Source organism: Bradyrhizobium sp. USDA 4486, assembly GCF_054057995.1.
The window spans coordinates 3,787,214-3,806,281 of the sequence record NZ_JBSRZV010000001.1 but is presented as its reverse complement, the minus strand read 5'-3'; the positions used below and the strand labels follow the sequence as shown (position 1 = coordinate 3,806,281).

Here is a 19,068-nt window from a genome sequence, read left to right as displayed (position 1 = left end):
GCGACAAGGCCCGCGAGAAATCGCGGGTCTTATCCATGTCGTCAGCCGGTACCAAAGCCTTCGAAGCGCGCTGCGTGCGCCTCAATGCCAAGGCCGAGAATGCCGCCGCGCTTGCGCCGGTGGTCGAGCACCGCACGCTCGCGCGCGGCCCGAACGATCTGCTGATCGAAGTGAAGGCCGCCGCAGTCAATCCGTCCGACGTCAAGGCTGCGACCGGGCTGATGCCCTATGCGGTGTTCCCGCGCACGCCCGGCCGCGACTACGCCGGCGTGGTGATCGACGGGCCCGCCGGAACAATAGGGCGCGAAGTGTTCGGCTCGTCCGGCGATCTCGGTATTCGCCGCGACGGCACGCACGCCAGCTATCTCGTCGTCGAGGCCGATGCGGTCGTGGAGAAGCCGAAGACGGTGTCGTGGGAAGAAGCCGCTGGCATCGGCGTGCCCTTTGTCACTGCGATGGAAGGCTTTCGTCGCGCCGGCATTCCAAAGCCCGACGAAACCGTGCTGGTGTTCGGCGTCAACGGCAAGGTCGGTCAGGCCGCGGTGCAAATCGCGACCTGGCAGGGCGCGCGCGTCATCGGCGTGGTGCGCAGGGCGGAAGCTTATGAAGGCCACACCAACGCGCCCGTCCAGGTGATCGACGCCTCCGCAACAGATGTCGCCACACGCATGCGCGAACTGACCGGCGGCAAGGGCGCCGACATCGTCTTCAACACGGTCGGCGATCCCTATTTCCAGGCCGCGCACAAGTCGCTGGCGCTTCGCGGCCGCCAGATCCTGATCGCGGCGATCGACCGCATCGTGCAGTTCAACATCCTCGAATTCTATCGAGGCCAGCACACTTATGTCGGTATCGACACGCTCGGCCTGTCCTCGGCGGCGACCGGCGCGGTGCTGCGCGATCTCGGTCCGGGCTTTGCGAGCGGCCACCTGAAGCCATTCCCGATCAAGGCGAACGCGGTCTACCCGTTGGAGCGTGCGAAGGAGGCGTACGTTGCCGTCGCCGGCTCGTCGCGCGACCGTGTGATCCTGAAGCCGTGACAATGGAACCCACCCAACTCGTCGTCCTCACCGGCCTCGTCATCGGCCTCGTCTATGGCGCCGTCGGCCTGCTCAGCGGATTCTGCCTGATGAGCGGCATGCGCGGCTGGCTGACGAAGGGAGACGAACGGCTGGTCCGGACCTATGCGCTGGCGATCGCGGTCGCGATCGCAGCGAGCCAGCTCGTTGCCGGCAACGGCATGGTCGATCTCGGCAGGTCGATCTACCTGCAACCGACCTTTTCGGTGCCGGTGCTGTTTCTCGGCGGCCTGTTGTTCGGCTATGGCATGGTGCTGTCCAATGGCTGCGGCTCACGTGCGCTGGTGCTGCTCGGCCGCGGCAATCTCCGCTCCTTCGTCGTCGTGATCGTGCTCGGCATCGCCGCGCAGATGACGCTGAAGGGTCTGATCGCACCGGCCCGCATCGCGATGGTTCAGGCCTCCCAGACGACCGTCAGCGCGAACTCGCTGCCATCCCTGCTGGCGACGCTCGGTCTCACGGAAGCGCTCGCGCGTGCGCTGGGCGCTGCCGCGATCGTTCTTGCGCTGCTCCTGTTCGCGTTCGCTCATCCGCCGTTCCGGCGCTCGCCGGGTCAGATCGCGGCGGGCATCATTGTCGGCCTGCTCGTCGCCGGCGGCTGGTACGTCACCGGCTATCTCGGTGCCGACGACTTCAACCCCGTCCCGGTGACGTCGCTGACCTTCGTCGCTCCGATCGCAGACGCCCTGCAATACGCGATGCTCTCGACGGGCCTGACGCTCAATTTCGGCATCGCGACGGTGGGCGGCGTCTTCAGTGGCAGTCTCGTCGCTGCGGTCGTTACCGGCCGCTTCCATCTCGAAGGCTATTCCTCGCCGCGCCACATGCTGCGTTCGGCCGGCGGCGCGGCGCTGATGGGCATCGGCGGCGTGATGGCGTTCGGCTGCTCGATCGGGCAGGGGCTCACAGGTCTATCGACGCTCGGGCTGGGCTCGTTCGTCGCGGTCGCCGGCATCCTGCTCGGCACCACGGCCGGTCTGCGCGGCGCCTTGCGCGTTCAGCCGCTCGCGGTGGCCTGACCGCGCAGCAGCCGGTCGCCGAGCGTCGCGAGCCCAATGCCGGTGACGATCAGTCCGGCCGCAACGGCAAGGCTGATGTCGATCGGCTCGCCCAGCAGGATCGCGGCCGCGGCGATGCCGACGAGCGGCGTCCCGGTGGTGCCGAGCGAGGTCGTCAGGGCCGAGATGCTCTTGTTGACCATCGACATCGCCCAATAAGCCAGCGCCGTCCCGATCAGGCCGGAATACAGGAACAGCAGGACGAGCTTCCACGACCATTCCGCGTGCGGCGGGCCGTCCGTGACCAGCGCCGATCCTGTCAGCACGACCGTCGCAACGAGCACCTGCCAGATCAGAAGCTGGAGCGGCGAGGCGATCCAGCGATGCGCGCGGATATAGATGATGTTGGCGGCCCAGGAGATCGCGGCCAGGATGACCATCCCGGCGCCGATGAGGACGTTGACATTGGTCCAGTCGATCGACGTTGGGTTCAGGATCACGGCAAGGCCGATCAGCCCGAGCAGGGCGCCGGCGAGCTTTGGCGCAGTCAGCGTATCCTTCCCCAGCAAGGGCGAAGCGATCGCGACCCAAAGCGGCGTGGTGTAGCCGAGCACGATGGCCTTGCTCGCAGGCAGGAAGCGCACACCGGCCGCAACCAGAACCGAGAACACCGTCATGTGCAGCAGCGCCACGCTCAGCACCACCGGAATGTCGCGCCGCTCCGGGATCATCAGATTGTTGCTCAGTCCGAGGATCACGAACAATCCGGCCAGCGCGATCCAGCTCCGGATCGCTGACGTCCACAGGGGCGGGAAGAACTGGACGAGCTGCTTCGTCACCGACCAGTTGACGCCCCAGGCAACGACGACGATCAGGAACAGGCCGATGGCCGCACGGGGTGACAGGGAGTTCATCGCGGAGGTCCTTGAAGCAGTCCAGTGCCGCGGTTAGCATCGTTATTGGCACCTGAAAAAGTGCCAGATTGGAGAATAATAAGGTGCCAGTTTCAGACGGTGTGATTTCCGCCATGATCGACCTGAACCGGGCTGACGAGCAGGGGCTGATGGCACAGCTCACCAGCCAGCTCCGCGGCCTGATCGCGAGCGGCCGTCTCGGCAAAGGCCGCGTGCTGCCGTCGAGCCGTCGCCTTGCCGGCGATCTCGGCGTCTCACGCAACACCGTCACCTATGCGTTCGAGCAGCTCGCGGCCGAGGGATATCTCGAGGCCTCGCACGGACGCCGTCCGGTTGTCACGGTCGATGGCGGCGAACCCGGCAAAGCGGCGAGTGCCGCCGGTGCGCGCACCGGCAAGCCGCGGCTCTCGCCATGGGCCGCAAGGCTCAAGCAGACCGACTGGCCGATGTCCTACCAGGCGCCGCTGAAACCGTTGCGTCCGGGGCATGGTGATGCAAGGGAGTTTCCGAACGAGGTCTGGGCGCGCTGCCTGCGTCGCACTGCCGTGCGTGCGGCGAGACGTGAGCTCGGACCGATCAACCGGCCGCGCCTGCGCGAGTCGCTGGCGCATTATCTCGCGACCAGCAGGGGCGTTCGCGCTACGGCAGACCAGATCCTGATCCTGCCGAGCGCCCAGGCCGCGCTGACCTTGATCGCGGCTGCGCTGATCTCGCCCGGTGACGAGGTGTGGGTCGAGGATCCCGGCTATCCCGGCGCGGCGGCCGCCTTCCGCGCCTCCGGCGCGCGCGTGACCGGCATCGGCCTGGACCAGCAGGGCATGCAGCGGATGGCGGGATTGGCGGCCCCGACGCTCATCTTCATGACGCCATCGCACCAGCATCCGACCGGACGGCTGATGTCGCTGGCGCGCCGCACGGAGTTTCTCAAGGCAAGCAGGCCGGGCAAGACCTGGATCGTGGAGGACGACTACGACGGCGAATTCCACTATGACAGCCGACCCGTGCCGGCCCTGCAGGGGTTAGACGTCCATGGCCGCGTGTTCTATGTCGGCACTTTCGCGAAGTCGATGACGGCGGATATCCGGCTCGGCTATCTCGTCGTGCCGCCGGCACTGGTCCGCACCCTCGAGATCGCGCAGCGGCACATCGGGCTGATCGCTGCCAGCCACATCCAGGAAGCATTGGCCGAGTTCATTGCCGACGGCCACTTCGTCGCGCATCTGCGGCGGATGCGCCGGCTCTATCATGCGCGCCGCGATCATCTCGCCGAGGGGCTGGAGCGCCAGCTTGGCGAGGTGCTTTCGGTCGAGGTGCCCTCCGGCGGCATCCAGCTCGTCGCGCGCCTCAAGCGCGGTCGTGGCGATCAGGTGGCGGTGAAGCGGCTGGTCGCCGCGGGTGTCGAGACGCGCGCTCTATCGAGCCTTGCGCTCGGCAGGCCGCGCGATCACGGCCTGCTGCTTGGCTTCGCAGCCTGGCGCGAGAGCGAGATCAGCGCAGCGCTGCGGACGATGGCGGCGTGCTTCTAGCGCGCCACTTCAACCGACGGCTTTCGTCACGATGCGGATCTCGGACGTCAGCGTCCGGTGCACCGGGCACTTGTCGGCGATCTCCATCAGCTTCTTGCGCTGCTCGACGTCGAGCGCGCCGTCCATGGCGATATCGCGCTCGATCTGGTCGAGCATGCCGTCCCGCGTCTCGCACTCGGCGCAGTCCTTGGCGTAGATTTTCGAATGTTTCAGCGTCACCGTGACGCGATCGAGCGGCAGCGACTTGCGGTCGGCATAGAGGCGCATGGTCATGGAGGTGCAGGCGCCGAGGCCGGCGAGCAGGAAATCGTAGGGGCCAGGGCCGGCATCCTCGCCGCCGGCGGCCTTCGGCTCATCCGCGACCAGATGATGCGGGCCCACGGTGATGATCTGGTTGAACTTGCTCTTGCGGGTTTCCTGCACCACGACCCGGCGCGGCTCCTCCGCGAGGTCCATCGCCGGCGCGGGCTTCGCCGTATCGATGTAGCGGCTCGCCCAGGCCGTGATCACGTCGGCTGCATAGAGCGCGTCGGCCGGCTTGGTCAGGAGATGATCGGCATGATCGAGCGAGACGAAGCTCTTCGGATGCTTTGCCGCAACGAAAATCCTGGTCGCATTGTCGATGGCGACGGTGTCGTCGACAGGCGAATGCATCACCAGCAGCGCCTTGTGCAGGCCGGCGACGTCCTTCATCAGCTCGTGCTCGACGATATCGTCGAGGAATTCGCGCTTGATCCGGAACGGGCGCCCTGCGAGCGACACCTCGACTTCGCCCCGCGCGCGGATGTTGTCGAGATGCTCCTTGAAGAGACCGGTGACGTGCGCCGGATCGGACGGCGCCGCGATGGTCACGACCGCCCTGGCTTCGGGGATCTTCCCGGCTGCCGCGAGGATGGCGGCACCACCGAGGCTGTGGCCGATCAGGATCGACGGCGCCTCACGAACGCTGCGCAGATGATCGGCGGCCCGCACGAGATCGGCGACGTTGGAGGAGAACGTCGAATTGGCGAAATCGCCTTCGCTGGAGCCGAGCCCTGTGAAGTCGAAGCGGAGCACGGCGATGCCCCTGGCGGCGAGTGCAACCGAGATGCGCTTGGCCGCCAGCGTGTCCTTGCCGCAGGTGAAGCAGTGCGCGAACAGCGCGTAAGCCGCGGGCTCGCCGTCAGGCAATTCCAGCGCGGCCGCGAGCTGATGGCCACCCTCGCCGGTGAATTGGAAGCGCTCCGTTGCCATGATCCTCCCCCACTCTTGTTCGACTTCAATCGCCTGAATAGCGCTGCTCGGCCCAGGGATCGCCGCGGTTATGATAGCCGCGGACTTCCCAGAAGCCCGGCGCGTCCTCAGTCAGGAATTCGATGGCCTGGAGCCATTTGGCGCTCTTCCAGAAATAGAGATGCGGCACGACCAACCGCACCGGGCCGCCATGCTCGTCGGACAGCGGCTGGCCCGACCAGCTATGGGCGAGCAGCGCGTCCTCGGCGGCAAAATCCTCCAGCGCGAGATTGGTGGTGTACCCGTCATAGGAATGCAGCACGACGAAACGCGCATCCTCGCGCGGCCGGCAGGCTTGGAGCAGCTCGCGCGTGGCGAGCCCTTGCCATTGATTGTCATAGCGCGACCATGTCGTCACGCAATGGATGTCGGAGGTGAATTGCTGCTGCTTCTGCGCGGTAAACTCGGCAAAGCTCCAGAACACGGGATTGTCGACCGCGCCATAGACGTCGAGCCGCCAGCGTTCCCGCGACACCGGCGGCACGATGCCGAGATCGAGCACCGGCCAGTCTTTTGTCAAATGCTGGCCGGGCGGCAGGCGCTGGTCCTCCGGTCGCGTGACCTTGCCTGTCAGGAAGCGGCCCTCGCGCGCCCATTTCTCCTTGGTGCGCGTCAGCTTGCTGTCGGATGGCGTCTCGTCAGCCATAAGTTACTCGTGGATGGGCTACTCGTGAATGAGCTACTCGTGGCGATGCATCGCGGAGGCGTGCTTGGTGTCGCGCATGGTGGAATAAATGATCAGCGACAGGAAGATGATTCCGGCGAGATAATAATAGAACCAGTCCTCGTGCCCGATGCTCTTGAAATAGAGCGCGATCGCCGGCGCCGTGCCGCCGAAGATCGAGACCGTGATCGCATAGGGCAGGCCGACGCCGAGCGCCCGGACATTGGTCGGGAACAGCTCGGCCTTCACCACCGCGTTGATCGAGGTGTAGCCGGCGACGAACAGCCAGGCGCAGCAGATCAAGATGAACGCCATGAAGGGCGATTTGGTCTCCTTCAGCGTCATCAAGAGCGGCACGGTCGCGAGCGTGCCGGCGGCACCGAAGAAGATCAACAGCGGCTTGCGGCCGATCCGGTCGGAGATCGCGCCGTAGATCGGCTGCAGGATGGTCGCGAAGATCAGCGTGCCGAAGATCACGAAGGTGGTCTGGTCCTCGGTCAATCCGACCGAGAGCTTGACGAAAGTCTGCATGTAGGTGGTGAAGGTGTAGAACGCTGCGGTGCCGCCGGCGGTGAGGCCGACCACGAGCAGCAGCTCGCGCGGGTAACGCAGCAGATTGGCGAGCGAGCCCGTCGGCTTCACCACCTTCTTGGCCTCCACGAACGCCTCGGTCTCGTGCAGGCCGCGCCGCATAACGGCTGCGAAGATCGCGAGCGCGGCGCCGATCGCGAACGGGATGCGCCAGCCCCAGGCTTTCAGCTCCTCCGGCGTGAGGAAGACCTTTTGCAGGAGCAGCAGCACGATGATCGCGGTGAGCTGGCCGCCGATCAGCGTGACGTACTGGAAGCTGGAATAAAAGCCGCGGTGCTTGGGATCGGCGACCTCGCTCAGGTAAGTGGCGCTGGCGCCATATTCGCCGCCGAGGCTGAGGCCCTCGATCACGCGGGCGAGCGCCAGGATCAACGGCGCGGCAAACCCGATCGTGGCATAGGTCGGTGTCAACGCGATGATGAGCGAGCCGAAGCACATGAAGACGACCGACAGGGTCAGCGAGATGCGTCGGCCGAAATGGTCGGCGAGATAGCCGAAGAACCAGCCGCCCAGCGGGCGCATCAGGAAGGTCGCCGCGAACACCACGGCCGCGTTCAGCTGCTGCACGACCGGGTCGTTGCCAGGGAAGAACGCCGGGGCGAAATAGAGCGCGAACGCCGTATAGGCGTAGAAATCGTACCACTCGACGAGGTTGCCGACGGAACCGATGAAGATCGCCTTGATCCGCCGCTCGGCGTCGGCGATGTCGAAGTGGTCGGAGGCCGGTTGGGTTGCTTGCTCAGTCACGTCCGGCCTCTCCGTTGGTCCTGGAAAAAGCCTACATCGCCTTTCCCAGCAAAAATGGCAACTGGCGGGGGCCTCGCACCGTGCCCTGCGACCAGGTCACGGTGCCTGCCGGATCGAGGCGGAAATCCGGAATGCGCTTCAGCCATTCCTCCAGCGCAACCTGCATCTCCATGCGTGCAAGATTGGAACCGACGCAGCGGTGGATGCCGAGGCCGAAGGCGGCATGACGATTCTCGCGGCGGTCGATCACGACTTTGTCAGCGTCCGGAAACATCTTTGGATCGCGATTGGCGGCCGGAAAGGACAACAGCACCATGTTGCCTGGCTTCACCGGGCAGCCGGAGATGGTGGTTTCCTTGACCACCTCGCGCGCCATCGTCACCGGCGAATAGGCGCGCAGCAGCTCCTCCACCGCGGTCGGGATCAGCCCGGGCTCGGCGATCAGCCGCTCGCGGTCTGCCGGTGTCCGGGCGAGGTGCCACAGCGAGGAGCCGATCGCGCTCCAGGTGGTGTCGATGCCGGCGATCAGGAGCAGCCGCAGCGAGCCCAGCACGTGGGAGTCCTCGAGCGGATTGCCCTCCTTGTCCTTCGCATTCATCAGGTAGGAGATCAGATCGTCGGTCGGCTTCTTCTTGCGCGCCTCGATGTGTCCGCTGAAATAAGCGCTCATCTCCTCCACCGCCTGCAGCAGCACGTTCTCGTCCTTGATGCCGAGCTCGAGGATCATGTGAATCCAGTTGATGAAGAGGTCGCTGTCGGTCTCGGGAATGCCGAGCATATGCGCGATCGCGCGCACCGGGATGTGCTTGGTATAGCGCTCCGCCGCGTCGATCCGTGCTTCGGCGACGAAGCCGTCGATCAGTTCGTTGCAGATCGCGCGCACCCGCGGCTCGAGCTTCTTCATTGCGTCCGGTGTGAAAGGCGGCAGCAGCAGCTGCTTGGCCGGCTTGTGCGCGGGCGGATCGGACGTGATCGGCGGGGCGGCGTTCCTGCTCGTGATCTCCGGCCGCACGTCGCGGACAATGATGCGGCGGGAGGAGAAATGCTCGGTATCGTTGGCGATCGCGCGCACCGCTTCGTAGGTCGTCGGCATGTAGCAGCCGAGGAAGCGCTGGGTGTGCACGACCGGGCTTGCGGCGCGCAATTCCTCCCAGATCGGGAACGGATCGTCGGTCCATTGCGGGTCCGTGTGATCGAAATCATGGACCCAGTCGGTCACGGGCGGATGGGCGGCGGGCTGGCTGACGTCGGACATCTCGAAAATCCCTTGTAGCTCGTGTTCGCTCAAAGCACGCGGGGCGCGGGGAGGTCCCGCTACTCTTCGATCACATCGATCGCGATTTCCGGGCAGTTGGATTTGGCAAGCCAGGCCTTGTCTTCGAGGCCCGGCGGAACGACGCCGTCACCGGCCTCATGGGCGTTGCCGTACGCGTCGAGCTCGAACAGCTCCGGCGCCAGCGCCTTGCAGCGCGCGTGGCCCTGGCACTTGTCGGGATCGACGTGAACCCTCAGTCGCTCTGTCATGGCGGCTCCTCGGTCGTATGCGCGTGGCCCGAAGGGCGCGCGTTCCTCAATCTTGACCGCGACATTTGCGGCTTGTTCTAAGTTATATGCTATTACATTCGCGACAGGCTTCCCCTGTCAAGCGCAAACTTATAGGTTGGCCGCAACATGCGCTCAAAACTAGCCCGCAAGCCCGAGAAGACCTACCACCACGGCGATCTCCGCGACGCTCTGATCAAGGCCGCGTTGCGCGAAGCGGAGCAGGGCGGGGCGGAAGCAATCAGCATCAAGGCGCTGGCAAAGCAGCTCGGCGTCTCGCAGCCGGCGCCCTACCGCCACTTTGCCGATCGGGAGGCGCTGCTTGCGGCGGCGACGGCGGAAGCGTTCCGCCAGCTCAGTGCGATCCTGCGCGAGGCGATGGCGAAGCCGTCGAAGCAATCAAAACTGTCGCGGCTGGCGCAGGCGATGCTCGATTTCGGGTTGCGCCGCAACGGCATCTACCGATTGATGTTCGCATCCCGCACCGTGTCATGCGCGGCCAAGGGCAGCGAGCTGCACGCGGCGACGCGGGAGACGTTTGGGCTCGTGATCGAGGCGCTGGAAGCGCCGGCCGTCGGCTATTTGCGCGAGCGGCAGGCTCTCAAGATCTGGGCCGCCCTGCACGGCGTGGTGATGCTGGCCGAGCAGGGCCTGTTCACCGGCGAGTCGGCGCACGCCACGCGCGAGGAGCTGGTCGAGGATTTTGTCAACGAGACGAAGGCCGCACTCGCGGTTGCGATCAAGGATGCGCGGCGTCAGAAGACTGGCGCCTAAAGCGCGACGAGATTTGGATGAATCATCATCGCGCTTCAGGTTGTTGTTTGAGCATGATCTCCGCGCAAACGCGTTCCGCGTTTGTCGCGAGGGAAAACCGCTGCGCATTTTTTCCGGGTCATGCTTTAGGTTTTCGCCTTGAGCAGCCGCATCAGCTTGTCGACCGCGCTGTCAGGCGTTGTCACCACGGGACGGCCGGTCGCCTCCGCGACCAGCGGCGCTGTTGCCGCGATGCTGAACTGCGCCAGCGCGATGACGTCGCAATCGCGCAGGTCACGCGAGGCTTCCGCGATCAGCCGGTCGTGCGTGGCGCGGTCCCCGCGGTCGAGCGCCGCCAGGGCGCCCTCGGCGAGTTTCGGTACCAGCTGAACGGAGGCGGGAAACTCCGGCGGCATCGAGGCCAGCGTCGGCGGGAAGGTCGAGAGCAGGCCGATCCGCTTGCCCATCGTCACGGCACGTTCGATCATCGCTTCATTGGGCTTCAGCACCGGCGTCGGCGCATGTGCCCGCGCCACCGCCTCGATGCAGGTACCGAAGGCCGAGCAGGTGAACAGGATCGCATCTGCTCCGGTCGCCGCCGCATAGTCGCCGAGCGCGAGGAAGCGCTCGGTCATGGCATCGTTGAGTGCACCGGCGCGCGCCAGATCCGCCGACAAGCTGTCGTCAAGCAGGTTCATCAGCCGCGCCTCCGGCCACACCTTCGCGAAGGCCGCCTCGATCGGGCCGATGGAGTGCTTGAGGGCGTGGATCAGGGCGATGCGAGGGGGCATTGTCATTGAGCGCGTAGACCCGGTCTCGTGCCCCGGGCGCAGCGCAATGCGAAGTATTGCGCTGCAGAACCGGGGCCCATTGTCGCTGCTGGGTCCCGGCTCTGCGCAGCAGCGTGCCGGACGATGCTTCGCATCGCCGGGACGCTGCAGCGCGTCCGGGACACGCGAGATTTTTACTTGAATGGTATCGCGTACATCAAGCCGCCCTTGCTCCAGAGGCCGTTGAGACCGCGCTCGAGCTTGAGCGGGCTCGCCTTGCCGACATTGCGCTCGTAGATCTCGCCATAATTGCCGGTGGCCTTGATCACTGTCACCAGCCATTTGTTGTCGAGACCGAGCCGCGAGCCGAGATCGCCGGTGGCGCCCAGCAGGCGCTGGATCGCGGGCGTCTGCGACTTCGTCATCTCCTCGACATTGGCTTGCGTGACGCCGAGCTCCTCGGCTTCGATCAGGCCGTAATGCAGCCAGGTGATGATGTCGCTCCACACCTCGTCGCCGTTGCGGGTGAAGGGACCGAGCGGCTCCTTGCTGATGGTCTGCGGCAGCACGACGTAATCCGCAGGGTTCGGGGCGGCGGTCGTGACGGCGCCTGCGAGCGCGGAGGCGTCCTGGGTCATGGCGTCGCAGCGGCCGCCAAAGAAGGTCTGGTACATGGTGTCGACGCGGTCGAACACCAGCGGCTTCCAATCGATGCCGTTGGCCCGGCCGTAATCGCCTAGCGTGACCTCATGCGTGGTGCCCTGTGCGACACAGACGGTGGCGCCCTTGAGGTCCTTCAGCTCTTTCACGCCGAGGTCCTTCTTCACAACAAAGCCCTGGCCGTCGTAGAAATTGATCGGGCCTTGCCGCAGGCCCAGCGTGACGCCGCGCAAATAGGTCTGCGTCGAGTTGCGGTAGAGCACATCGATCTCGCCCGATTGCAGGGCGGTGAAGCGGTTCTGCGCCGTCAGCGAGACGTAGCGCACCTTGCTGGGATCACCGAGCACGCCGGCTGCGAGCGCGCGGCAATAGTCGACGTCGAGACCTTTGTAATTGCCCTGCGAGTCCGGCGCGGAGAAGCCGGCAAAGCCAGCGCTGACGCCGCACACCAGCGTGCCGCGGCTTTTCACCGTATCCAGCGTCGCCGCCGATGCGACGATCGTCGATGCGGCGAGCACGCCCGCTGCGATGACCACTTTCCTCATTCTACTCTCCCCTCAGTGATTGACACTACGCAACACGTTGTCGACGGCCGTGCCGAGCTTATCGACGATCTGATCGATCTCGCCTGCCGAGGCGATATAGGGCGGCGCCAGCAGCACATGATCGCCGCGGACCCCATCCGCGGTGCCGCCGCCGGGATAGCAGCCGAGCCCGTTCGCGAAGGCCTCGGCCTTGATCTTCTGGTGCAGCTTCAGCGCCGGGTCGAACGAGGTGCGGCTGACTCGATCGGCGACGAGCTCGATCGCCCAGAACAGGCCGCGGCCCCTGATGTCGCCGACATGGCGATGATTGCCGAAGCGCTCGGTCAGGCGCTGCTCGAGCTGCTTGCCGCGCTCCCTCACGCGATCGAGCAGACGGTCCTCGCGGATCACCTCCTGCACTGCAAGCGCGGCTGCGCAGGCGAGGGGATGGGCGAGATAGGTGTGGCCGTGCTGGAATGCGCCGGAGCCGGACCGGATGGTGTCGATGATCTCTCTGCTCGCGAGCATCGCGCCGATCGGCTGGTACCCGCCGCCGAGACCCTTTGCGATCGCCTGAATGTCGGGCGCGATGCCTTCCTGCTCCCAGGCGTGCGTCGTGCCGGTGCGGCCCATGCCGCTCATGACCTCGTCCAGAATGAGCAGCGCGCCATGCCGGTCGCAGATCTCGCGAACCGCCTTGAAGTAGCCGTCCGGTGCCGTCACGGCGCCGGCGGTGGCGCCAACGACGGGCTCGGCGAGGAATGCTGCGACAGTATCGGGACCAAGCCGCTGAAACTCGGCCTCCAGCTCCGCGGCAAGACGCGCGACGAACTGCGCATCGGACTCGCCGTCGTGCTTCTCGTGATAGGCGAAAGCCGGCGTCACATGGCTGAACGCGGCCGAGAGCAGCGGCGCGTAGGGTGCGCGGCGCCAGGCATTGCCGCCGGCGGCGAGCGCGCCGAGCGTGTTGCCGTGATAGCTCTGCCGCCGCGCGATGAAATGCTGCCGCTGCGGCTCGCCGCGTTCGATGAAGTATTGCCGCGCCAGCTTGATGCTGGCTTCGATCGCCTCCGATCCGCCGCTGACGAAATAGGCGTAGGCGAGGCCGCCGGGCTCGTGCCCGACCAGGGTTTCGGCGAGCGCCTCGGCCGGCTCGGATGAGAAGAAGGCGGTGTGGGCATAGGCCAGCGTCGAGGCCTGCTTGGCGATCGCCGCGATCACGCGGGGATGCTGGTGGCCGAGGCAGGAGACCGCCGCACCGCCGGACGCATCGATCACGCGTCGTCCGTCCTCCGCAAAGAGATAGACGCCTTCGCCGCCGATCGCCTTGGGCGGCGTTTCGCGGAGCGAGCGGTGCAGCACGCGGCTGGTACGGGTGCCCATGACTCAACCTTTCTCTGAGACGTAGGTGGAGGCAGCGGCGAGCCGCGCCTCGGTATGTTCCAGGCGCTTCTTCGCGGCAGTGCCGCCGAGCGAGAACGTCACTGCGGCCAGTGACTGTGCGATCGCGATGGCTCCGGTGAGGCTGGGGAAGAACCCGGGGGAGGAAGCCGCTTCGAACAGCAGCACCTGGTCGGCGCCCTCGGCCATCGGTGCCGAGAGGCTGTCCGCGATCGCAATCAGCGTTGCACCGGCGCGATGAGCGGCTTGTGCGACCCGCACGCTCGCGTTCGTGTAGGGCAGAAAGCCGATGACGATCACCGCCTCGCCGGAACGAAAGGCGCCGAGATCGAGATCGTCGGGACCGGATGCGCCGACAAGCTGCACCTGTTCGGGGCGGAACAGCCGCAGCTCGTAGTTCAAGAGCTCCGCGACGCTGCGGCAGCTGCGGTAGCCGGCGATCCAGATCCGCTTGGCTTCGTGCAGCGCGCGGGCTGCGGCCGCAATGGGTTGTGCCGGAATGCGCGGAAGACCGGCAGCTTCAGCTTCGAGCTTGTCGATGACCAGCGCGACATCGACGTTGGGGCCATGACGCCGGCCCTTCGCCCTGGCGGAAAACGGCGAGGTCTGCAACGGCCGCCGCGCTTCGGTCAGCGCCGCGCGCAGCTCGTCCCAGCCGGAATAGCCGATCGCCTTGGCAAGCCGGGTGAAGGCGGCGGGATCGGCGCCGGCTTCGGCGGCGAGATCGCGCATCGAACGGGTGGTGGCGTCGTAATCATTGGCGGCGACGAAGCGGCCGACCTCCTGCAGGCGCAGGGGAAGCGATGGCAATGCGATGCGCAGTTCGCTCAGCGGCGAGGATTTCGCGGGCTCGGCCATGAAACATTTGTTGCATGAATCCAGGATTGGTGCAACAGTTGACGTGCGCCGCCGGAAATCGTTGCTTTTGAGAAGGATTTTTGTGCTGTGACATCAGACACGCCAAGGCCGCCGCCGCGCCGCCGCCTGTTCGGTGCATGGGGCCCCCGCGAGCTGAAGGGCCTGCTCTGGCAGGTGCTGGTGGTCGGGATCGCGGTCGCGGTCATCGCTTTCCTCTGGTCCAACACCGTCACCAATCTGTCGGCCCGCCGCATCACGACCGGCTTTGCCTTCCTTGGCCGCGAGGCCGGCATGCCCATCGCGGACAGCCTGCTCGCTTATAGTCCGAGGGATACGTATTTCTGGGCGTTCGTCGTCGGCGTCGCCAACACCCTGCGCGTCGCGGTGATCGGCATCGTGCTCGCCACCCTCCTGGGCACGCTGATCGGCATCTCCAGGCTGTCGGCGAATTGGCTGCTGTCGCGGCTCGCCGCCGTCTATGTCGAGACTCTCCGCGACATCCCGCTGCTGCTTCAACTCTTGTTCTGGTACGTGCTGATGCAGGCGCTGCCGGCCGCGCGCGCGGCATGGCGGCCGGTCGAGGGGGTGTTCCTGTCCAATCGCGGCCTGATCCTGCCGGCGATCCCGGTCGGAGCGCCGCAGCTCTGGGTACTCGGCACGGCTGTGCTCGGGATTGCCGCGTTCTATCTGATCCGGCGATGGTTGGTCGCGCAGCAGATGCGCGACGGCAAACCGCGGCCGGCCTGGCCGTTCGCGCTTGGTCTCATCGTCGCGCTGCCTGCGGCCGTTTCGCTGGTGCTCGGCGTCTCCTGGACGATCGAGTGGCCGCAGCTGCGCGGCTTCAACTTCGTCGGCGGCCTGACGCTCGCGCCGGAATATTTCGCGCTGCTGATTGCGCTCGTGACTTACACGTCCGCCTTCATCGCCGAGATCGTGCGCAGCGGCATCCAGTCGGTGCCGCGCGGGCAGTGGGATGCCGCCAATGCACTTGGTCTGCGCCGCAGCTTCATGCTGCGACAGATCATCCTGCCGCAAGCGCTGCGAGTCATCGTGCCACCGATGACGAGCCAGTATCTGAACCTCACCAAGAACTCCTCGCTCGCGGTCGCGATCGGCTACCAGGACGTGGTCTCGGTCGCCAACACCACGTTGAACCAGACCGGGCAGGCGATCGAAGCGATCGCGCTGATCATGGCTGTGTTTTTGACCATCAGCCTGTCCATCAGCTTCTTCATGAACTGGTACAATGCGCGCATCGCGCTGGTGGAGCGCTGACGAATGACCGCGATCACCGACATGCCCGATGCACCACGGGCAGCCCGCCGCCCGCAAGCCGGCAATCCCGTGCTGCGCTGGCTGCGCACGAATCTGTTTTCGTCGATCCCGAACGGCATCCTCACGGTCGTGCTGCTGGCGCTGCTCGCCAAGGGCATTTTCAGCTTCGTGCAATGGGGCATTGCCAATGCGGTCTGGCTGACGCCGGCGAACGATTCCAGCGCCTGCCGCGCGGTGCGTGGGCTTGGCGCCTGCTGGGCGATCATTCCGGAAAAATATCGTTTCATCCTGTTCGGTACCTATCCGTTCGACGAGCAGTGGCGGCCGGCGCTGTCGGTGCTGCTGTTCATCGCGCTGTATTATCTCTCGACCCGCCGCGCCCTGTGGCGGCGCGAACTCGTCTATGTCTGGATCGGGGCGCTGGCGCTGATCAGCCTGCTGATGTGGGGCGGCCTGTTCGGGCTCTCCTTCGTCTCGCAGGACCGTTGGGGCGGCCTGCCGGTGACGCTCATCCTGGCGACATTCGGATTGGCGTTCGGATTCCCGCTCGGCATCCTGGTCGCACTCGGCCGGCGCTCAAAACTGCCGGCGATCCGCTCGCTCAGTGTGCTCTATGTCGAGCTGATCCGCGGCGTGCCGCTGGTGAGCCTCCTGTTCATGGCGAGCGTGATGTTCCCGCTGTTCATGCCTGCCGGCTTCAACATCGACAAGCTCTTGCGCGCGCAGATCGCGATCATCCTGTTCGCGGGCGCGTACCTCGCCGAGGTCATCCGCGGCGGCCTGCAGGCCGTGCCCCGCGGGCAGTATGAAGCCGCCGACGCACTGGGACTGTCCTACTGGCGCAAGCACCGGCTGATCATCCTGCCGCAGGCGATCCGGCATGTCATCCCGCCGCTGGTCAACACCTTCATCGCGTTCTTCAAGGACACCAGCCTCGTGCTGATCATCGGCATCTTCGACCTGCTCACCACGGCCAAGACCGCGATCATCGATCCGGCCTGGCAGCAGTTTTCGGTTGAGGTCTACATCTTCGTCGCCGCGATCTATTTCGTGTTCTGCTTCGCGATGTCGCGCTATAGCCGAAGTTTGGAAGCGACGAGCGCAAGGTAAGGTCCGGTGTCCCGGACAAGGTGCAGCGCGTGAGCGCTGCGCTGCGTCCGGGGCACGAGAGCGGTTACTTCACCTTCGGGTCGATCGGTGTCGTGCCGCGAAGGTCCAGAATGTCCTCCAGCACCTTGGCGCCCGAGATCACCTGCGCATCCGCGCGCGGGGCGCCCACGACCTGCACGCCGACCGGCAGGCCAGAGGCCGTGAAACCACAGGGCAGCGACAGTGACGGACAGCAGGCAAGCGTGATCGCATAGACGATCCCGAGCCATTCGACGTAGTTCTCGAATTTCTTGCCGCCACATTCGGCGACATAGCGGTGCTCGACCGGGAAGGGCGGCACGATCGTCGTCGGCGTCAGCAACAGATCATACGTCTTGAAGAACTCGACGGCGCGTGCGGTCATGCCGACGCGCTGCGCTTCGGCGCGCGCGAGTTGCTCGACAGTGAGCTTGAGACCTTCGTTAATGTTCCAGATCACCTCGGGCTTGAGCAGGTCGCGCTTGGTGCGCAGCAGGTTGGCCTTGGTGATCGCGAAATCGAAGGCGCGCAGCACGTGGAAGCATTCATGCGCCTCGCGCCAGTCCGGATGCGCCTCTTCGACGATGACGCCGGCTTCGGCAAAACGTTCCGCTGCCTTGCGCGTGATCGCCTTCACCTCGGGATCGACCGGGGTGATGCCGAGATCGGGCGAATAGGCAATCCGCCTCGGTTTCTTGCCGGATTGCGCCGCCGACAAGAACGAGGTCAGAGGCGCCGGCAGCGACAGCGGATCGGCGGCATAGTCGCCGCTCATGGCATCGAGCAGCAGCGCGAGGTCCTCGACATTGCGCGCCATCGGGCCGACCACGCCGAGATTGCGATCGATCGCCGATTTCGGGGTATGCGCGACCCGGCCGATGCTCGGGCGCATGCCAACGACGCCGCAGAATGCCGCGGGGCTGCGCAAGGAGCCGCCCATGTCGGAGCCCTGCGCGAGCCAGGCCATGCCGGTGGCGAGCGCTACGGCCGCGCCGCCGGACGAGCCGGCGGCCGATTTCGACGTATCCCACGGATTGAGCGTCGCGCCGAACACCTCGTTGAAGGTGTTGGCACCGGCGCCGAATTCGGGCGTGTTGGACTTGGCGTAGACCACCGCGCCGTTGGCCTCGAGGTTCTCGACCATGAGGTCGGACGTTGCAGGGATGTTATCCCTGAAGATTGGCGAGCCCTGGGTGTTCAGGACGCCTGCGACGTCGGTCAGGTCCTTGATCGGCACCGGCAGGCCCGCGAGCAGCCCGCGCGCGCCGGCTGGCTTCTGCATCAGCACTTTGGCATGGTCGCGCGCGCGATCGAAGCACAGCGTCGGCAGCGCGTTGACCTTGCCGTCGATCTCCTTGACGCGCTTCTCCACCACATCCAGCAGTTCGAGCGGAGAGACGTCCCCCGAGCGCAGCTTGTCGACGACGGTGCAGGCGGTTTCGCGGATCAGGTCTTGGGACAAGTATCGTACTCCTACCTCTTGATTGTCATTCCGGGGCGCCCGCAGGGCGAACCCGGAATCTCGAGGTTCCGGGTTCGATGCTTCGCATCGCCCCGGAACGACGATGCTCAATGCTCTATGTCAGTTTAACTCCAACCCGCGCTGATGCCGCCATCCACCGTATAGATCACGCCGGACGTATAGCCCGCGCGATCCGAGGCCAGGAACGCCATGAGATCACCGATCTCGCGCGCATGCGCGGGCCGGCCGAGCGGCAGGCTCTTCTGGAACTCCTTGTAGCGGCTCTCGTCGCCGAACTGGTGCTTGGCGCGTGTCTTGAGCAGCGTCACGTGGCGGTCGGTGCCGACGGGGCCGGGATTGATGCCGACCACGCGGATGTTGTCGGCGAGGCTTTTTCCCCCGAGCGCACGGGTGAAGGCCATCAGCGCGGCATTGCCCGTGCTGCCGCAGATGTAATTGGCATCGAATTTCTCGCCGGCGGCGCCGATGTCATTGACGATGACGCCGCCGCCCCTGGCCTTCATCTGCGCATAGATCTGCCGCGTCAGGTTGATGTAGCCGAAGACTTTCAATTCCCAGGCGTGGCGCCAGGTCGCCTCGTCGATCTTGTCGATCGAGCCGCCCGGGATGTCGCCGGCATTGTTGACGAGCACGTCGATGCCGGCGGCGTCCTTGGCGAGTCGTGCAATGTCCTCGACCTTGCGCAGGTCCACCACGCTGGTTGCCGCGTCGATCTGGTGCGCAGAGCGCAGGCGCTCTGCCAACGCCTTGAGCTGGTCGCCGCTGCGGGCGGCCAGCAGGAGGTGCGCGCCTTCCTCGGCGAACGCCTCGGCGGCGGCAGCGCCAATGCCCTTGGACGCGCCTGTGATCAGGACGCGCTTGCCACGCAGATGCAAATCCATGA

The 19,068-nt window shown here is 65.7% G+C and carries 18 protein-coding genes; 6 read left to right on the top strand and 12 right to left on the bottom strand.

All coding sequences use genetic code 11. The features are described from left to right. The first annotated feature begins 35 nt into the window (after nucleotides 1–35). Nucleotides 36–1,040 (top strand): quinone oxidoreductase family protein, encoded by a 1,005-nt coding sequence (locus ACVWY3_RS18605; protein WP_456839768.1) that lies wholly within the window; start codon nucleotides 36–38, stop codon nucleotides 1,038–1,040. A 2-nt stretch (nucleotides 1,041–1,042) separates the two neighbouring features. After that, nucleotides 1,043–2,098 carry a YeeE/YedE family protein gene (locus ACVWY3_RS18600; protein ID WP_456839767.1) on the top strand — a complete coding sequence of 352 codons (1,056 nt, stop codon included), beginning with the start codon at nucleotides 1,043–1,045 and terminating at the stop codon, nucleotides 2,096–2,098. Here the strand turns inward: ACVWY3_RS18600 and ACVWY3_RS18595 are convergent. Further along, nucleotides 2,077–2,991, bottom strand: a complete 915-nt coding sequence (locus ACVWY3_RS18595) for a DMT family transporter (RefSeq protein WP_456839766.1) — start codon at nucleotides 2,989–2,991, stop codon at nucleotides 2,077–2,079. The two genes, ACVWY3_RS18600 and ACVWY3_RS18595, sit on opposite strands and share 22 nt — an antisense overlap. A gap of 101 nt (nucleotides 2,992–3,092) precedes the next feature. Between ACVWY3_RS18595 and pdxR the strand changes: the two genes are divergently transcribed. Further along, nucleotides 3,093–4,517 carry a MocR-like pyridoxine biosynthesis transcription factor PdxR gene (gene pdxR, locus ACVWY3_RS18590; protein ID WP_456843395.1) on the top strand — a complete coding sequence of 475 codons (1,425 nt, stop codon included), beginning with the start codon at nucleotides 3,093–3,095 and terminating at the stop codon, nucleotides 4,515–4,517. Between the two features lie 9 nt (nucleotides 4,518–4,526). Here the strand turns inward: pdxR and ACVWY3_RS18585 are convergent, their stop codons facing one another. The 5 genes from ACVWY3_RS18585 to ACVWY3_RS18565 are packed head-to-tail and all read right to left on the bottom strand — an operon-like array spanning nucleotide 4,527 to nucleotide 9,315. Beyond that, nucleotides 4,527–5,750 (bottom strand): bifunctional alpha/beta hydrolase/OsmC family protein, encoded by a 1,224-nt coding sequence (locus ACVWY3_RS18585; RefSeq protein WP_456839765.1) that lies wholly within the window; start codon nucleotides 5,748–5,750, stop codon nucleotides 4,527–4,529. 25 nt (nucleotides 5,751–5,775) lie between these two features. Beyond that, a complete protein-coding gene (locus ACVWY3_RS18580; RefSeq protein ID WP_456839764.1) occupies nucleotides 5,776–6,435 on the bottom strand; it encodes a sulfite oxidase-like oxidoreductase in 660 nt (219 codons plus the stop codon). 33 nt (nucleotides 6,436–6,468) lie between these two features. Further along, nucleotides 6,469–7,791 (bottom strand): MFS transporter, encoded by a 1,323-nt coding sequence (locus ACVWY3_RS18575; protein ID WP_456839763.1) that lies wholly within the window; start codon nucleotides 7,789–7,791, stop codon nucleotides 6,469–6,471. Nucleotides 7,792–7,822: 31 nt separating this feature from the next. Continuing rightward, nucleotides 7,823–9,046 carry a cytochrome P450 gene (locus ACVWY3_RS18570; RefSeq protein ID WP_456839762.1) on the bottom strand — a complete coding sequence of 408 codons (1,224 nt, stop codon included), beginning with the start codon at nucleotides 9,044–9,046 and terminating at the stop codon, nucleotides 7,823–7,825. Between the two features lie 59 nt (nucleotides 9,047–9,105). Next, on the bottom strand, nucleotides 9,106–9,315 hold the full coding sequence (locus tag ACVWY3_RS18565) for a ferredoxin (protein ID WP_456839761.1): 210 nt from the start codon (nucleotides 9,313–9,315) through the stop codon (nucleotides 9,106–9,108). Nucleotides 9,316–9,462: 147 nt separating this feature from the next. Here ACVWY3_RS18565 and ACVWY3_RS18560 point away from each other — a divergent pair, with 147 nt between their 5' ends. Continuing rightward, the gene (locus ACVWY3_RS18560) at nucleotides 9,463–10,107 is read left to right on the top strand and encodes a TetR/AcrR family transcriptional regulator (protein WP_456839760.1); all 645 of its coding nucleotides are present in this window, start codon (nucleotides 9,463–9,465) and stop codon (nucleotides 10,105–10,107) included. Between the two features lie 125 nt (nucleotides 10,108–10,232). On the opposite strand, the gene ACVWY3_RS18555 is transcribed toward ACVWY3_RS18560, so the two are convergent. The 4 genes from ACVWY3_RS18555 to ACVWY3_RS18540 form a co-directional block, all read right to left on the bottom strand. Further along, nucleotides 10,233–10,883, bottom strand: a complete 651-nt coding sequence (locus ACVWY3_RS18555) for an aspartate/glutamate racemase family protein (RefSeq protein WP_456839759.1) — start codon at nucleotides 10,881–10,883, stop codon at nucleotides 10,233–10,235. 167 nt (nucleotides 10,884–11,050) lie between these two features. Further along, entirely contained in the window at nucleotides 11,051–12,061 is a 1,011-nt protein-coding gene (locus ACVWY3_RS18550) for an amino acid ABC transporter substrate-binding protein (protein WP_456839758.1), read from the bottom strand. 12 nt (nucleotides 12,062–12,073) lie between these two features. Next, nucleotides 12,074–13,423, bottom strand: a complete 1,350-nt coding sequence (locus ACVWY3_RS18545; RefSeq protein ID WP_456839757.1) for an aspartate aminotransferase family protein — start codon at nucleotides 13,421–13,423, stop codon at nucleotides 12,074–12,076. A 3-nt stretch (nucleotides 13,424–13,426) separates the two neighbouring features. Continuing rightward, nucleotides 13,427–14,299, bottom strand: coding sequence for a MurR/RpiR family transcriptional regulator (locus ACVWY3_RS18540; protein ID WP_456839756.1), 873 nt, complete (start codon nucleotides 14,297–14,299; stop codon nucleotides 13,427–13,429). Nucleotides 14,300–14,386: 87 nt separating this feature from the next. Between ACVWY3_RS18540 and ACVWY3_RS18535 the strand changes: the two genes are divergently transcribed. Together ACVWY3_RS18535 and ACVWY3_RS18530 are read left to right on the top strand one after the other, a co-directional pair. Beyond that, on the top strand, nucleotides 14,387–15,574 hold the full coding sequence (locus ACVWY3_RS18535; protein WP_456839755.1) for an amino acid ABC transporter permease: 1,188 nt from the start codon (nucleotides 14,387–14,389) through the stop codon (nucleotides 15,572–15,574). 3 nt (nucleotides 15,575–15,577) lie between these two features. Continuing rightward, nucleotides 15,578–16,684 carry an amino acid ABC transporter permease gene (locus tag ACVWY3_RS18530; RefSeq protein ID WP_456839754.1) on the top strand — a complete coding sequence of 369 codons (1,107 nt, stop codon included), beginning with the start codon at nucleotides 15,578–15,580 and terminating at the stop codon, nucleotides 16,682–16,684. A 64-nt stretch (nucleotides 16,685–16,748) separates the two neighbouring features. On the opposite strand, the gene ACVWY3_RS18525 is transcribed toward ACVWY3_RS18530, so the two are convergent. Together ACVWY3_RS18525 and ACVWY3_RS18520 are read right to left on the bottom strand one after the other, a co-directional pair. After that, nucleotides 16,749–18,164, bottom strand: a complete 1,416-nt coding sequence (locus ACVWY3_RS18525; RefSeq protein WP_456839753.1) for an amidase — start codon at nucleotides 18,162–18,164, stop codon at nucleotides 16,749–16,751. A gap of 125 nt (nucleotides 18,165–18,289) precedes the next feature. Further along, nucleotides 18,290–19,066 (bottom strand): SDR family oxidoreductase, encoded by a 777-nt coding sequence (locus tag ACVWY3_RS18520; protein ID WP_456839752.1) that lies wholly within the window; start codon nucleotides 19,064–19,066, stop codon nucleotides 18,290–18,292. Nucleotides 19,067–19,068 lie beyond the last annotated feature (2 nt).